This is a genomic window from Paenibacillus sp. J22R160 (assembly GCF_059692135.1).
Map to the genome: position 1 here is coordinate 350,112 of NZ_JCAUAU010000002.1, position 14,207 is coordinate 364,318.

Genomic DNA, 14,207 nt, shown 5'->3' on the forward strand with positions numbered 1-14,207 from the left:
ATAATGATGGAACAAATAACAACAGGTTGTGATAAATAGTGTCTAATAAACCGTATTTGAAAGAAAAACCATTTGTATATGATTTAAATTGGGATGAGTGGCAGAGCTGGGTGAAAGAAAACGGCGAGTCCTCATTTCGAGCTGGGCAAATTTTTGACTGGCTGTATATTAAGCGTGTGTTCAGCTTCGACGAGATGTCCAACTTGCCGAAGGCGCTGCGCGACAAACTGAAGGATCAGTTTGAATTCGTAACGTTGTCCGAGATCGCAAAGTACCAGTCGCAGGACGGCACCGTCAAGTTCTTATTTGAGCTTGAAGATAAGAATGCGATCGAAACCGTCGTCATGAAGCATAACTACGGCAACAGCATTTGCGTTACTACGCAAGTAGGGTGCCGGGTTGGCTGTACCTTTTGCGCGTCTACACTAGGCGGTCTTAAGCGGGATTTGAGACCCGGGGAAATTGTGGCTCAGGTCGTTAAAGCTCAGAAGCTGCTGGACGAGTCGGGGGAGCGTATTTCTTCCATCGTGATCATGGGAATCGGCGAGCCATTTGAGAATTATGAAGCGACGATGAATTTCTTGCGCGTGATGATTCATCCGAAGGGCTTGAACATTGGGCAGCGTCATATCACGGTTTCGACAAGCGGAATTGTGCCAAATATTTACAAGTTCGCAGATGAGAATCTACAAGTCAACTTGGCGATTTCTATTCATGCTCCGAATGATACGCTCCGCTCGAAACTGATGCCGGTCAATCGCAGGTTTCCTTTCGTTGATTTGATCGAAGCTTGTAAGTATTACATTGCCAAAACTGGCAGACGCATCACGTTCGAATATGCCCTCATGGGGGAAGTGAATGATCAGGCTGAACATGCAGAAGAACTGGCGCAAGTGTTGAAGGATATGCCGCTTAGCCACGTGAACCTGATTCCTGTGAATTTCGTGGCCGAACGGGATTTCAAACGTACGCCTAGAGACGATATTTTCACCTTCCAACGTATTCTTGAGAAGGCCAAAATTAATGCCACCATACGCCGTGAACAAGGTAGTGACATCGCTGCTGCATGCGGACAACTGCGCGCGAAGCATATGGAGAGCAAGTCATGAGGTGAAATCAGGATGAAGATGGTAAGCCGCACCGATATCGGTAAAGTCCGTTTAGTGAATGAGGACCGCGCCGCCATACAGCATGAGCTGAATGGCCTTTCTTTGGCTATTGTCGCTGATGGTATGGGGGGACACCAGGCTGGCGATATTGCCAGCCAAATGGCAATTGATATGATCAGTAATGAACTGCAAACCATCCATTGGGGAATGCCCGTTGACGCTTGTAAGCAAGTGCTGAAGGAAGCGATCGAGAAGGCGAACGAGAAGATTTATGAATTTGCCTCTGGACAAGAAAGTTATCATGGCATGGGCACGACAGTTGTCGCCGTGATCGCTTCCCAAGAGCTGCTGATCATCGGTCACATCGGTGACAGCCGTGCGTACAAAGTTGCCGGGGAGTCGATTACTCAGCTAACAGAAGACCATTCCCTGGTGTATGAGCTTGTGAAGAACGGTCAGATAACCCTTGAAGAAGCCGATCATCATCCCCGTCGTAATTGGATTACGCGAGCGCTGGGCACAGAGCCTAGCGTAGAGGTGGACTTATACGAGTATTCGTGGCGGCCTGGGGATACGATTCTGATCTGCTCTGACGGTTTAAGCGGATTAGTGGATTCCGGCGATATCTTACGCATCATCAAATCGCATGCTGAGCTGGATGCTGCTGCGGAACAATTGATTCAAAGCGCGCTGGATGAAGGTGGAGACGATAACGTAACGGTTGTTTTACTTGCGCACGATTCTGATTCGGACGAAAAAAGGGGTGATGGGAATTGATCGGTAGAAAGCTTGGGGGCCGCTATGAAATTCTAGACCGTATTGGCGGAGGCGGCATGGCTTTAGTTTATAAAGGGCATGATCTTTTATTAAATCGTAAAGTGGCTGTAAAAGTACTGCGACAGCAGTATGTGCATGACGAAGAGTTCATTCGTCGTTTCCGCAGAGAAGCTCAAGCAGCCGCTTCCCTTTCTCATCCTAATGTCGTCAGTATTTATGACGTGGGACAAGAAGAAGATGTGCATTACATTGTCATGGAATACATAGAAGGCACTACTTTGAATGATTTAATTAAGGAGAGAGCACCACTGCAGGTGGAAGACGCTGTTCATTACGCCAGCCAAATTGCAGATGCGCTCGATCACGCTCATCATAATGAAATTATTCATCGGGATATTAAGCCGCACAATATTTTGATCGGCAAAAACGGCCGTGTCAAAGTGACGGATTTCGGTATCGCACGGGCTGCAACGTCTTCCACGATAACGCAAACGGGAGCTGTTGTCGGTTCTGTGCATTATTTCTCGCCGGAGCATGCGAAAGGTACGAATACCGGCGAAAAATCCGATTTGTATTCCCTCGGTATCGTGATGTATCAAATGCTGACGGGCCGCCTGCCTTTTCTTGGCGAAAGCCCGATTTCCGTGGCTTTGAAGCATTTGCAGGAAGATGTGGAAGATCCTCGTAAAGTAAATCCTCTCATTCCGCAGAGCGTGGAAAACATTATTCTGAAAGCCATGCGCAAAAAGCCCGATGAACGCTACCAGTCTGCGAAGCTGATGATGGCGGATCTTGATACGTGCTTGCACCCGGATCGCCGGAATGAAGCCAAAGTGGCTTTTTGGGATGCCGATGGAATGGACGAGGAGCGTACCTTGGTTATGCCAGCCATTCGTGCGGATCAGCTTGCGAGCTTCGATGACGACGATGAACCTGAGAAGCCATCTTGGCGCGAGGAGCCTGTTCCCAAGAAGGGGAAGGGTTGGATTAAGCCGCTTGTATGGATTGTCATTTTGCTGATGATTCTTGGCGCTATGTGGTACGCAATCGGATATGTGAAAGGGATGTTCACCATTGAAACGGTCCAGGTTCCGGACGTGGTGAACAAGACATTAACGCAGGCGGAAGCCGAACTGACCACCGCTAAGCTCGGGTTTACGGTAGAATATGATCAGGAGAGCAAAGCGCCTAAGGATACGGTTATCCGTCAAAACCCGAGCGGCATGCGAATGAACGTTGGCACCAAGGTGACGCTGTATGTTAGTAAAGGCGCTCCTAAGATCAAGATGGAAAGCTATATCGGCCAGCAGCTCAAAGACGCCAAACTGAAGCTGGAAGCGCTTGGTATTGATGATACTCAGATTACGTTCACGCAAACGACGACGGATGATCCGCCAGACACAATCCTGAAGCAGACACCTCTAGTCGGGGAAGAATTTGAGCTGGATAAAGCAGCGATTACTTTCGTTGTAAGCAAAGCAAAGGAAACCTTCAAAATGCCGGATCTCGTCGGCATGACGGAGGCTGAAGCGAAGGCGCAAATCACCAAGCTGAACCTTAAGCTTCCTGCGAACGGCATTACACGCGAGAAAAGCTACAAGGTTGCCAAAGGGAAGGTAATCAAGCAATTTCCATTTGATAAGAACACCGATGTCTCCGTTGGCTCCGAAATCTCTTTGATTATTAGCGATGGATTGCCGGAAGATGCTGGACAACTGACTGTCAGTGTCCCGGTAAAGCCGACGACGGAGGGCAAGGATTCCGAGTTTAAAATTATCGTTAGCGATGCGCAGTATGAGAACTTCGAATACAAAACGGAAAAAGTATCGAAGCCTCAAAACCTGGATGTCAAAGTCATTGTTTCTCCGGATAAGAAAGCCGTAATCTTGATTAAAGAAGGAGACAACTTGGTTAATTCCATTACACGTACCTATCAAGATTATTTAGATCAAAAGAACGGCAAGAACGTCTCGCCGAGTCCTAGCGTCTCGCCTTCGTCATCGCCTAAACAGCAAAACAACGGGCCGGCTATTCCGGTGGGCGGCAATGGGCAAGGTCAATCAGGTGGCGCTGCCTCAAAACCACCTACTGGAGGCACAAATTAATGCCGCAAGGAATGATTGTTAAAGCTTTGAGCGGTTATTACTATGTTCTGCCCGAAGGGGCGGAGCTCCAGGATGTTAATACGATTACTTGCCGCGGTAGAGGCGTGTTTAAGAACAGGAAAATAACGCCTCTTGTCGGTGATCGGGTCATGTTTGAGGAGACAGAGAATGGGGAAGGGACTGTTACTGAAATCCTGCCCCGCTCTTCGGAGCTGATTCGTCCTCCGATTGCCAATGTGAACGTGGTTGTACTTGTATTCTCAGTGACAGAGCCTGTTCTGAATTTGCAGCTGCTAGATAAATTTCTTGTTCATATTGAACATACAGGCATCGAAGTTGTACTTTGCTTCACCAAAAGTGATTTATTGTCAGATCACAATAATCCTGCAGCACCTAAAGAAATGACGGTTGCGGAGTTGGACCGGATTACGAAGCTGTATGAGGGGATCGGCTATACCGTGCTGAAGACGAGTTCTCGCCTGAGAGTGGGTGTGGAATCGATTCTGCAACATCTCGAAGGCGCGGTCAGCGTTTTTGCGGGGCAATCCGGTGTAGGCAAGTCCTCTTTGCTGAATGAAATGATTAGCGGCCGTAATTTGGAGACGAATGAGATTTCTCAACGTTTGGGCAGAGGAAAGCATACCACCCGCCATGTTGAGCTGCTTCCGCTGAACAATGGCGGTCTCGTCGCAGATACGCCGGGATTCAGCCAGTTGGATTTCATGGAAGTCGAAGCAGAAGGGCTTAGCAGCTGCTTCAAAGAATTCGCTGAGGTAGCAGAGGGCTGTCGGTTTAGGGGCTGTTTGCATCTGCATGAGCCGGATTGCAAGGTTCGTGATGCGGTGGCCGAAGGAACGATTGCCGCTTCGCGTTATGATCATTACTTGTTATTTTTAGGGGAAATCAAGGATCGGAAGAGGAGGTATTAGGAACGAATGGTACATATAGCACCTTCTATTTTATCAGCTAACTTCGCCAAGCTTGGTGAAGAGATTAAAGACGCGGAGCTTGGCGGAGCAGATTGGATCCATGTGGATGTCATGGATGGCCATTTCGTGCCCAATATTACGATTGGACCACTTGTTGTTGAAGCCATACGTCCGGTGACGAAGCTGCCGCTGGACGTCCATTTAATGATAGAGGAGCCTGATCGCTATATTCCTGACTTTGTTAAAGCGGGCGCAGACCTCATTTCTGTCCATGTAGAGGCTTGTACGCATCTGCACCGGACGCTTCATCTGATTAAGCAAAGCGGCGTCAAAGCAGGGGTTGTCCTTAACCCTGCAACCCCGATTTCGCTGATTGAACACGTGCTCGATGAGCATCTGGATCTTGTTCTTATAATGACCGTCAATCCTGGCTTTGGCGGACAAGCGTTCATTCCCGGCATGCTGAGCAAAATCCGCGCACTGCGCGATCAAGCGAACGCTAAGGGACTGAGCGGTCTTCACATTGAGGTGGACGGCGGTATCAACGAAGTGACAGCTCGCCAGGTGATCGAAGCGGGAGCCGATGTGCTCGTCGCAGGCAACGCTGTATTTGGTCAGTCCGACCGCGCCGATGCAATTAAACGAATTCGGGGGTAGAGGGGAGCGGGACGATGAGATTTCTCTGGCTGTTTCTGTACAGTCTAGTTTGCGCCGTGCTTCTTGCGTGTTTTTCTAACATACACGATTTCACGAAGTATATTTTTTCGCTCGGTGCGTTGTATCTGGGGATGCGTTTCTTCCGTCGGTTTGAGGGGCTCGGGTTTCGGATTTGGTTTATCGTGATTGCCGTGGTCTTGTATTTCATTTTCACCTTAATTTATGCGCTATACACGCAGATGGGTATAACTGCACCCTAGCTGCATACATATAGTTACAAGAGCGATGCGCTCTTGTAGCTTTTTTTGCTTTCTGGAATTGAATAGATCGGAGAAAGTAAAATAGAAGGTACTTTTTCACGACCGGGGCATATACTGTTGTAATGATGTTAGTGCTCACGAAGTCGAAGTCAGTCTTCGGCATGCGTCCGTTTACTGGCTAAACTCTAAGGAGGGGTAGAGAATGAAGTTCTACACAATCAAGCTACCAAAATTTTTGGGTGGATTCGTGAAAGCTGTACTTAATACGTTTAGCAAAAACTAAGTTGGCTAACACATACGAAGTCCAATTCCCCAGAAATGCAAAAAAAGCACCGGAAGGTGCTTTTTGTCTTTTTACATAAAGTATAAGTATCCGAAAATTAAACGCGAGCCACTTTACCGGACTTCAACGCACGAGCACTTACGTAAACCCGTTTTGGTTTACCATCAACGAGGATGCGAACCTTTTGAACGTTAACTCCCCAAGTACGCTTATTTTTATTGTTAGCGTGGGACACGTGGTTTCCTGATTTAGGACTTTTACCTGTAACGAAACATTTGCGGGACATGTTTGACACCTCCTTCGGCAGTATACAAAGCAGCCTGGGTGGCAAGCCTAAGCTTGACATGACAGCTTTCCTCAAATTTAGACTTTGCTTCTTGTGATTCTTATAATAACCAGCAAAAACACACTTAAATATAATAGCATAGCAAAAGGAGCAGAGTCAACGAATTACCTTCTTTTTTGCCGTTTATTTATGAAGTATGTTATAGTACAATGAAGATTAGCCCACCTTTCCGAATACATAGTAATTGACGATTTGGCGTCGACTTTGCTGAAGCAAAGCAGGAATGGGAATACTTACATAGTTAGTTGCTAAAGTGGGAAACATGAAGGAGTTGTTAAATAATGCCAATTGAACTCACAACTGAGTTTGGAAAAGTGTATATTACCAATGAAGTGATTTCAACTCTGGCGGGATCCGCTGCGTTAGATTGTTATGGACTTGTTGGCATGGCCACTAGAAAGCAATTAAAAGACGGCATAGCAGAACTGCTAGGACGGGACAATTTAAGCCGCGGTGTCGAAGTTCGTCGGGAGAACGGGCGACTCGAGATTGATCTTTATATTATTGTCAGCTATGGAACCAAAATATCCGTAGTTGCCGGCAATGTCCAAACAAAAGTCAAATATATTTTGAACGATGTCGTAGGGCTTCATGTGGACGATGTGAACATTTTTGTTCAAGGCGTTCGTGTAGCCAAATAAAAGCCCGATAACCAGGAAGGGGAATCACTTTGAGTAAGCGCTTTATTTCAATAAATGGAAATGACTTCACTGCCATGGTCTTGGCGGGTGCGGATAACCTTCGCAGAAATGTAGACAAGGTTAATGGATTGAACGTTTTCCCTGTACCCGACGGAGATACCGGCACCAACATGAATTTAACACTCACCGCTGGTTGTGAGGAACTGAAAAAGAAGCCATCCCCTCATATTGGGAAAGCAGCTGATGCATTGTCCAAAGGGTTACTGATGGGCGCCCGGGGTAACTCTGGGGTTATTTTATCACAGCTGTTTCGCGGGTTCGCGAAGCATGTGCACGATCTAGAGAATGTGAATGCACAGCAATTCGCGGCTGCGTTGCAGCAAGGGGTAGAGACAGCGTATAAGGCTGTCGTGAAGCCGGTAGAAGGCACAATTCTGACAGTATCCAAAGAAGCGGCCAAACATGCCACACAGTATAGACGCGGCGGCGATTTGCTCGATCTTATGCAGGAAGTTTTGAGCAAGGCGAACGAAGCCCTCGCTAGAACGCCTGAGCAGCTTGCTGTGCTCAAGCAGGTTGGGGTGGTAGATGCAGGCGGTCAAGGGCTTGTTTGCGTGTATGAAGGCTTTGTCACAGCGTTAAACGGGGGTCTGCTTCAGGTAGAGGAAGATTACGCGACGATGGATACAAGGCTCGATACAGTTTCCGTAGTTCCGGGCTTGAATCTGGCCAAAGAAGTCCACTCCCATCTTCCGGCGCAGGCGCACTTGGCTACTGAAGATATCGAATTCGGGTATTGTACGGAATTTATGCTAACGATTGAACCAGGCAAGGTGACAGGGCTTGTTTTCGATGAAGGCAGGTTCCGGGAGCAGCTTAGCAAACTGGGAGATTCTTTGCTTGTCGTTGCCGATGAGGAACTGGTGAAGGTGCATATTCATGCCGAATATCCAGGCGAAGTCATGAATCAAGCGATGAATTACGGTGCACTGAGTCGTATCAAAATTGAAAATATGCGCGATCAGCATTCACATATATTGGAAGAGATGACTACGGAAGGTTACGAGGCTCCTGCTCCGACTGCTGTAACAGCGGCAGCACCAGGCAAGCTGTATGGTTTCGTTGCAGTCGCTTCGGGCAAGGGCATTACAGAGATTTTGTCCAGTGTAGGCGTCGATGTCGTATTGTCCGGCGGACAGACCATGAATCCAAGCACAGAGGATATCGTGAATGCGGTTAACAGCATTGATGCGGGAACGGTCTATGTGCTTCCGAACAACTCCAACATCATCCTCGCAGCGCAGCAAGCAGCTGATCTAGTCGACAAAACTTTGATCGTGATTCCATCCAAATCCATTCCCCAAGGTCTTGCAGCCATTCTGGCGTTCCAAGAGAAAGCAGATGCCCAAACGAATACGGAAGCGATGAACGAATCACTTCGCCGTGTGAAATCCGGGCAAGTGACTTACGCGGTGCGTGATACGAACATGGACGGTATTGACATTAAGGAAGGGCATTTTATCGGCATTCAAGATGGCCGGATTGTGTCTTCACAGCCAAGTTTGATGGATGCTTGTAAAAAGCTGCTCGAAGAAATGATTGATGAAGGCAGCGAGATCGTGACCATCCTCACCGGAGAAGATGCGGTGAGCGCAGAGACGGAAGAACTTGAGGCCTTCATTCAGACGGCTCATCCCGAAGTTGAAGTTGAGCTTCACCCTGGCGGGCAGCCTTTGTACGCGTACCTGTTCTCTGTAGAATAAACGATCCTCCCCTCGGTGGATTAAATTTGGGAAATGGAGTGAGCCCTGTTGACACATATTCGTATTGTAACGGACAGCACGGCCGACATACCTTTGGCACTTAGACAAGAGCTTAACATTGAGATGGTGCCGCTTAAGATTCATTTTGGAGATGAGCAATTTTTAGATGCGGTGACGCTGCGATCCGAGGAGTTTTATCCTAAGCTGACCTCGTCATCTCATTTTCCTAGAACTTCACAACCGTCTCCTGCGGAGTTTCTTGGCTTATATCAGAGTTTGCTGGAAGAGCCGAATACGGAAATTATTTCAATTCATTTATCTTCTGCGCTGAGCGGAACGTACCAGTCGGCCTTGCTGGCCTCCACGATGCTGGAGGAGTCTACCGGCAAAGTTCATGTGGTTGATTCCCGCTCTGCGTCTTACGGTATTGGCGCCTTGGTTGTCGCTGCTGCGAAAGCAGCCAAAGCTGGAAAAAGCGCGGCAGAAATTATAGAGCAAGTAAAAATGATCAGAGAGAACTTTTACATATACTTCCTCGTAGATACACTTGAATTTCTGCAAAAGGGCGGAAGAATCGGCAAAGCGTCGGCATTGTTTGGTTCTTTGCTCAATATTAAGCCAATCCTCTCGATAGATGGTGAGGGTGAAGTGGCGGCTGTTGATAAGGTTCGGGGTCAAAAGAAAGCGATCGCGCGTATTCTAGAGCTGCTCGCCGCTGATGTGCCGAATCGCCGTATTCCGTCTATACATATTGCCCATGCCAACAATTTGGAAGGCGCTCAGCTGTTGCGAGAAGTCATTACCCAGCAATTTGAGGTGCAGCAGGTTGACTATATTACACTGGGCCCTGTCATTGGCGCACACGCTGGACCCGGTACTATCGCAGCGTTCGTTAGTGCGGTGTAAGCGATGGATTTAAATCAAGTTGTAGTACGCGAAGTCCATGGAGTCGGCGCTCAAAAAGTACTTGAGCTAAACGCCATGGGCATTTTTACGGTTATGGATTTACTGGAGTATGTGCCATTCCGGTATGAGGATTACACAGTGCGTGATATCGCCAGCGTGAAAGACGGCGACCGTGTCACAGTGAAAGGTTATATCATCGGGGAGCCGGTGCTGCAGCGTTACAGCGGCAAGTCTCGACTTTCCTGCAAGGTGATGGTCGATGACTTTCTCCTGACGGCGGTGTGGTTCAACCGTCACTTTTTGAAAGATCGCTTGCGGCCGCAGCAGGAGATTATTCTAACCGGCAAATGGGATGGCAAGCGGAGGCAAATGAGCGTGTCCGACTCCGAGTTCCCCGGACAAGGTGATTCGAATACCGGCACCATTCAGCCGGTCTATTCGGTTGCAGGCACGATTACGCAAAAGTGGATGCGTAAAGTCATTCAGCAGGCGCTGACACAGTACAGCGCCATGGTCAGTGAAGTGCTGCCGGCCGGGATTACCGGCAGGTACGGGTTCATGCCGCGCAGCAAGGCGCTGGCTGTCATCCACACGCCGAGCGGTGTGGAGGAAGGCAAGCAGGCGCGCCGGCGCATGGTGTATGAGGAGCTGTTCCTGTTCCAGCTCAAGCTGCAGGCTTACCGCGCCGTGACGCGCAGCCGCGCGGACGGGTTGAAGCAGCAGGTCGACCTGCCTGCTGTGCGCGCCTTCGTGCGCGCGCTGCCCTTCCAGCTGACGGAGTCGCAGAAGAAGGTCGTGGGCGAGATCCTGCACGATATGCAGGAGCCGTACAGTATGAACCGGCTGCTGCAAGGCGATGTCGGTGCAGGGAAGACGATCGTCGCGGCTATAGGCCTCTACGCGACGTTCAAGGCCGGCTACCAAGGCGCGCTGATGGTGCCGACGGAGATCCTGGCGGAGCAGCATAAGCGCTCGCTGGACCGCTTGTTTGAGCCCTACGGGCTGCAGGTTGCGCTGCTGACAGGCAGCTCGACGGACCGTAAGCGGCGGGATCTGCTCGCTTCGTTGCAGATGGGCATGATTGATGTGCTGGTCGGAACGCACGCGCTTATTCAAGAGGACGTCTACTTCCGTCAGCTAGGGCTGGTTGTGACGGATGAGCAGCACCGTTTCGGGGTGAACCAGCGCAGCATTTTGCGGCGCAAGGGGATGAACCCCGACGTGCTGACGATGACGGCGACACCCATTCCGCGAACGCTGGCGATTACCGCTTTCGGCGACATGGACGTGTCGACGCTGCGGGAGCTGCCCAAAGGGCGTAAGCCGATCAAGACGTATGCCGTCCAGCATGCTATGCTGGAGCGTGTGCTTGGTTTCATCCAGCGCGAAGTGACGGCAGGGCGGCAAGCGTATGTGATTTGTCCGCTCATCGAAGAGTCGGACAAGCTGGACGTGCAGAATGCCATCGACGTCCATATTCAGCTGCAGCAGCATTTTCCGCATATGCGGATCGGCCTGCTGCACGGTCGCATGAGCGCGCAGGAGAAGGAAGCGATCATGCGCGCATTCAAGGAAGGGACCATGGAGACACTGGTGTCGACCACGGTCATCGAGGTTGGCGTGGACGTGCCGAACGCCACGCTGATGGTCATCTACGACGCCGACCGCTTCGGCCTGTCACAGCTGCATCAGCTGCGTGGGCGGGTGGGACGCGGCGAGCACCAGTCCTTCTGCGTGCTCATCGCCGACCCGAAGACCGAGGTCGGCAAGGAACGCATGAAGGCGATGACCGAAACCTCCGACGGCTTCGAGATTGCCAGGCGCGATCTGGAGCTGCGCGGGCCGGGCGATTTCTTCGGCACGAAGCAGAGCGGGCTTCCGGAGTTCCGCGTGGCCGACATGATGGCGGACTTCGAAGTCATGGAGCAGGCGCGTGATGATGCTGCTGAGCTCGTCGGCGATTCATCGTTCTGGACGGGTGCTTCCTTCCTGCCTTTGAGAGCTTACTTGGAGCGTGCTCATATTTTTGATAGTGAAGTGCTAGATTAATCTATCAGAAGTGCTTATCATGAAACAAAACGCTAGGATAGACTGATGATTATTGTCAGTCGCGATCCTAGCGTTTTTTTTTGCGGGCAGAATGTTAATTCTATCCTAATTGAGGTTAGTTTCGTATCTGTCTATTGCTGAGCAGTCTTAGTAGAATAAACGTAGAGGCTTAGTGGGCTCACCGCTCGAAAGAGGATCATGGGAGCGCATAACATTTAATAGCGAAAGGTGTGTAGGAAATGACAAATCCGATTATTCAAGAACGAACAGAGCGCACTCAGTGGTTTTTGCAGGATCGATTCGGTATGTTCATTCACTGGGGACTGTATGCTATTCCAGCTAGGGGAGAATGGGTGCGCAATGCGGAGCGCATTTCGGTAGAGGCCTATCAACCCTATTTCGATGAATTCGATCCTGTTCGCTATGATCCTAAAGCGTGGGCGCGGGCAGCCAAGCAAGCGGGTATGAAATATGCGGTATTGACGGCAAAACATCATGATGGTTTTTGCTTATTTGATAGCGCTCTCACAGAATATAAATCAACGAACACCAAGGCCGGGCGAGATTTAGTGCGGGAATTTATTGAGGCATTTCGGGCGGAAGGCTTGAAGGTGGGGCTCTATTATTCGTTAATCGACTGGTATCATGAGGATTACCCGGCTTATGGAGATCGTCACCATCCGATGCGGGATCACGAGAGCTATGTTAGAAATCCAGAGACGTTCGACCGGTATTTGGCCTATATGCATGGGCAAGTCAAAGAACTGCTCACGAATTATGGCAAGCTGGACATCATGTGGTTTGATTTCTCCTATGATCAGATGAAGGGGGAGACCTGGAAAGCACCAGAGCTTATGGCGATGATTCGGTCTCTGCAGCCGCACGTCATTGTAGACAACCGATTGGACGCGAGCGGCGAAGAGGGCGGAAGTATTTATACGAACAATCCACTCAGCTATTCGGGCGACTTTGCTTCACCGGAACAAATTATTCCACCGCAAGGTGTGACGGATCACGAGGGTAATCCCATTCCATGGGAGGCTTGTATCACGCTGAATAATAACTGGGGCTATGCAGCTCAGGATTTCCAGTATAAATCCCCGACTACCGTCATTCGAAAACTGGTAGAGTGCGTCAGCAAAAATGGTAATTTGCTCTTGAATGTCGGGCCTAATGCGCTTGGCGAGATTCCGAAGGAGTCATTGGATATTTTGTCAGAGATTGGCGACTGGGTTCAGAAAAATGGGAACAGTATTTACGGCTGCGGGCAAGCCGATTGGCCGAAGCCGGAGTGGGGCAGGTACACGCAAAAGGGCAATTTGCTGTATGCTCACTTGTTCGAAGAAAGTGTAGGTCCCATTAACTTGAATGGATTGGCTGGTAAGGTGAAGAAAGCCAGACTGCTGTCGGATGGTTCCGAGGTCTTCTTAAGCCGTCCTTGGAATGCTGCTCAGTATCCGGAGGATGCGTTCATTAGTTTCGGTAGACCGGAGCACTCCAGCTATCCGCTGCCGGATAAGAGAGCGACAGTTGTGGAGCTTACGCTGCTTTAATTTTTAAAATTAATATTTGACCACGCCCCTATTCGATTTTAAGATAATAGTAGTCCTATTATTATTTTGGAAACGAGGGTGCCATCATTTGACTTATTTTCTTGTATATTTACTGCTGATGAATATCGTTACCTTCATAGAAATGGGGCACGACAAGGGGCAAGCCAAAAAAGGCGGCCGCAGAGTCCCGGAGAAGCGGCTGTTTATGTTTGCTGCACTTGGTGGCGGGATCGGCGGTTGGCTTGGCATGCGGGTTTGGCGGCATAAGACGAAGCATACCTCATTCGTTATTGGCATGCCGCTGCTTGTTGCGCTAAATTGCATATGTGTTATTTTGATCGCTATTTATATGTAGCAAGTTTGTGTTCGTTCCCTCATATGTATAAAGCATGACGGGACATCGGAGGTACGAACATGAGTTATCAGCTGTACGGCATCGATCCTGCGTTGATTGAGCGAGTCAAGTTCAAAATAAGAAACCCAGTGATTAAGGAACGCCTCATCATGCTGCTGCAAAGCGTTACGAAGGCTGATTTGCAAAATCGTATGAAGGTCGCACAGCTCATCGGGATTGTCTCTGGCATTCTCGGGGAGAATCTGACCAACTTCCAGGCGAATCAGATTTTGGAGTTCATTCTTTCCCAAAATATCGATCCCTCCAACACGTTTCACTTAATTAAACTGTGGTCCATGTTTCGATAAGCCAGACAAAAAATGCCGCCTGCAGGGTCTAAACGACCTGGTCAGGTGGTATTTTTTTACTTTTTGAAAAAACCACTTGCATAACGAATACGTGTTCGGTATATAATAAGTAACACGAATATATGTT

15 protein-coding genes are annotated in these 14,207 nt (G+C 49.3%); 14 read left to right on the forward strand and 1 reads right to left on the reverse strand.

Translation table 11 applies throughout. From position 1 onward, the window contains the following. Positions 1–38: 38 nt before the first annotated feature. From rlmN to spoVM, 7 genes are all read left to right on the forward strand, one after another. Positions 39–1,109 (forward strand): dual-specificity RNA methyltransferase RlmN, encoded by a 1,071-nt coding sequence (gene rlmN, locus AC58UW_RS05100; protein ID WP_497419616.1) that lies wholly within the window; start codon positions 39–41, stop codon positions 1,107–1,109. 12 nt (positions 1,110–1,121) lie between these two features. Next, the gene (locus AC58UW_RS05105; RefSeq protein ID WP_497419617.1) at positions 1,122–1,886 is read left to right on the forward strand and encodes a Stp1/IreP family PP2C-type Ser/Thr phosphatase; all 765 of its coding nucleotides are present in this window, start codon (positions 1,122–1,124) and stop codon (positions 1,884–1,886) included. Beyond that, entirely contained in the window at positions 1,883–3,991 is a 2,109-nt protein-coding gene (pknB, locus tag AC58UW_RS05110; RefSeq protein ID WP_497419618.1) for a Stk1 family PASTA domain-containing Ser/Thr kinase, read from the forward strand. Before AC58UW_RS05105 ends, pknB begins: the two co-directional genes overlap by 4 nt. Then, entirely contained in the window at positions 3,991–4,920 is a 930-nt protein-coding gene (gene rsgA, locus AC58UW_RS05115) for a ribosome small subunit-dependent GTPase A (protein WP_497419619.1), read from the forward strand. The genes pknB and rsgA overlap by 1 nt, the downstream gene beginning before the upstream one ends. Before the next feature lie 6 nt (positions 4,921–4,926). After that, positions 4,927–5,577 (forward strand): ribulose-phosphate 3-epimerase, encoded by a 651-nt coding sequence (gene rpe, locus AC58UW_RS05120; protein ID WP_497419620.1) that lies wholly within the window; start codon positions 4,927–4,929, stop codon positions 5,575–5,577. Between the two features lie 14 nt (positions 5,578–5,591). Then, complete coding sequence (locus tag AC58UW_RS05125; protein WP_497419621.1) at positions 5,592–5,837, forward strand: hypothetical protein; 246 nt, start codon at positions 5,592–5,594, stop codon at positions 5,835–5,837. Positions 5,838–6,039: 202 nt separating this feature from the next. Continuing rightward, positions 6,040–6,120: a stage V sporulation protein SpoVM gene (gene spoVM / locus AC58UW_RS05130; RefSeq protein ID WP_014652194.1), complete on the forward strand. Its 81-nt coding sequence runs from the start codon at positions 6,040–6,042 to the stop codon at positions 6,118–6,120. Positions 6,121–6,217: 97 nt separating this feature from the next. Here spoVM and rpmB read toward each other — a convergent pair whose 3' ends face one another. After that, positions 6,218–6,406 carry a 50S ribosomal protein L28 gene (rpmB, locus tag AC58UW_RS05135; RefSeq protein ID WP_127452218.1) on the reverse strand — a complete coding sequence of 63 codons (189 nt, stop codon included), beginning with the start codon at positions 6,404–6,406 and terminating at the stop codon, positions 6,218–6,220. Between the two features lie 341 nt (positions 6,407–6,747). On the opposite strand from rpmB, the gene AC58UW_RS05140 reads away from it, so the two are divergent. From AC58UW_RS05140 to AC58UW_RS05170, 7 genes are all read left to right on the forward strand, one after another. Further along, positions 6,748–7,107, forward strand: a complete 360-nt coding sequence (locus AC58UW_RS05140) for an Asp23/Gls24 family envelope stress response protein (protein ID WP_127452220.1) — start codon at positions 6,748–6,750, stop codon at positions 7,105–7,107. A gap of 29 nt (positions 7,108–7,136) precedes the next feature. Further along, positions 7,137–8,870: a DAK2 domain-containing protein gene (locus AC58UW_RS05145; protein WP_497419622.1), complete on the forward strand. Its 1,734-nt coding sequence runs from the start codon at positions 7,137–7,139 to the stop codon at positions 8,868–8,870. A 48-nt stretch (positions 8,871–8,918) separates the two neighbouring features. Then, entirely contained in the window at positions 8,919–9,776 is an 858-nt protein-coding gene (locus AC58UW_RS05150) for a DegV family protein (protein ID WP_497419623.1), read from the forward strand. A gap of 3 nt (positions 9,777–9,779) precedes the next feature. Then, positions 9,780–11,825, forward strand: a complete 2,046-nt coding sequence (gene recG, locus AC58UW_RS05155; RefSeq protein ID WP_497419624.1) for an ATP-dependent DNA helicase RecG — start codon at positions 9,780–9,782, stop codon at positions 11,823–11,825. Positions 11,826–12,064: 239 nt separating this feature from the next. Continuing rightward, the gene (locus AC58UW_RS05160) at positions 12,065–13,378 is read left to right on the forward strand and encodes an alpha-L-fucosidase (RefSeq protein ID WP_497419625.1); all 1,314 of its coding nucleotides are present in this window, start codon (positions 12,065–12,067) and stop codon (positions 13,376–13,378) included. Positions 13,379–13,466: 88 nt separating this feature from the next. Continuing rightward, complete coding sequence (locus AC58UW_RS05165; protein ID WP_127452230.1) at positions 13,467–13,733, forward strand: DUF1294 domain-containing protein; 267 nt, start codon at positions 13,467–13,469, stop codon at positions 13,731–13,733. Between the two features lie 59 nt (positions 13,734–13,792). After that, positions 13,793–14,080: a stage VI sporulation protein F gene (locus AC58UW_RS05170; protein ID WP_497419626.1), complete on the forward strand. Its 288-nt coding sequence runs from the start codon at positions 13,793–13,795 to the stop codon at positions 14,078–14,080. The last annotated feature ends 127 nt before the right edge of the window (positions 14,081–14,207 follow it).

Excerpts from the sequence above, each read along its gene's own strand:
- AC58UW_RS05105 (WP_497419617.1), top strand. The coding sequence starts at position 1,122 with ATGAAGATGGTAAGCCGCACCGATATCGGTAAAGTCCGTTTAGTGAAT.
- rsgA (WP_497419619.1), top strand. The coding sequence starts at position 3,991 with ATGCCGCAAGGAATGATTGTTAAAGCTTTGAGCGGTTATTACTATGTT.
- rpe (WP_497419620.1), top strand. The coding sequence starts at position 4,927 with ATGGTACATATAGCACCTTCTATTTTATCAGCTAACTTCGCCAAGCTT.
- AC58UW_RS05125 (WP_497419621.1), top strand. The coding sequence starts at position 5,592 with ATGAGATTTCTCTGGCTGTTTCTGTACAGTCTAGTTTGCGCCGTGCTT.
- spoVM (WP_014652194.1), top strand. The coding sequence starts at position 6,040 with ATGAAGTTCTACACAATCAAGCTACCAAAATTTTTGGGTGGATTCGTG.
- rpmB (WP_127452218.1), bottom strand. The coding sequence starts at position 6,406 with ATGTCCCGCAAATGTTTCGTTACAGGTAAAAGTCCTAAATCAGGAAAC.
- AC58UW_RS05140 (WP_127452220.1), top strand. The coding sequence starts at position 6,748 with ATGCCAATTGAACTCACAACTGAGTTTGGAAAAGTGTATATTACCAAT.
- recG (WP_497419624.1), top strand. The coding sequence starts at position 9,780 with ATGGATTTAAATCAAGTTGTAGTACGCGAAGTCCATGGAGTCGGCGCT.
- AC58UW_RS05160 (WP_497419625.1), top strand. The coding sequence starts at position 12,065 with ATGACAAATCCGATTATTCAAGAACGAACAGAGCGCACTCAGTGGTTT.
- AC58UW_RS05170 (WP_497419626.1), top strand. The coding sequence starts at position 13,793 with ATGAGTTATCAGCTGTACGGCATCGATCCTGCGTTGATTGAGCGAGTC.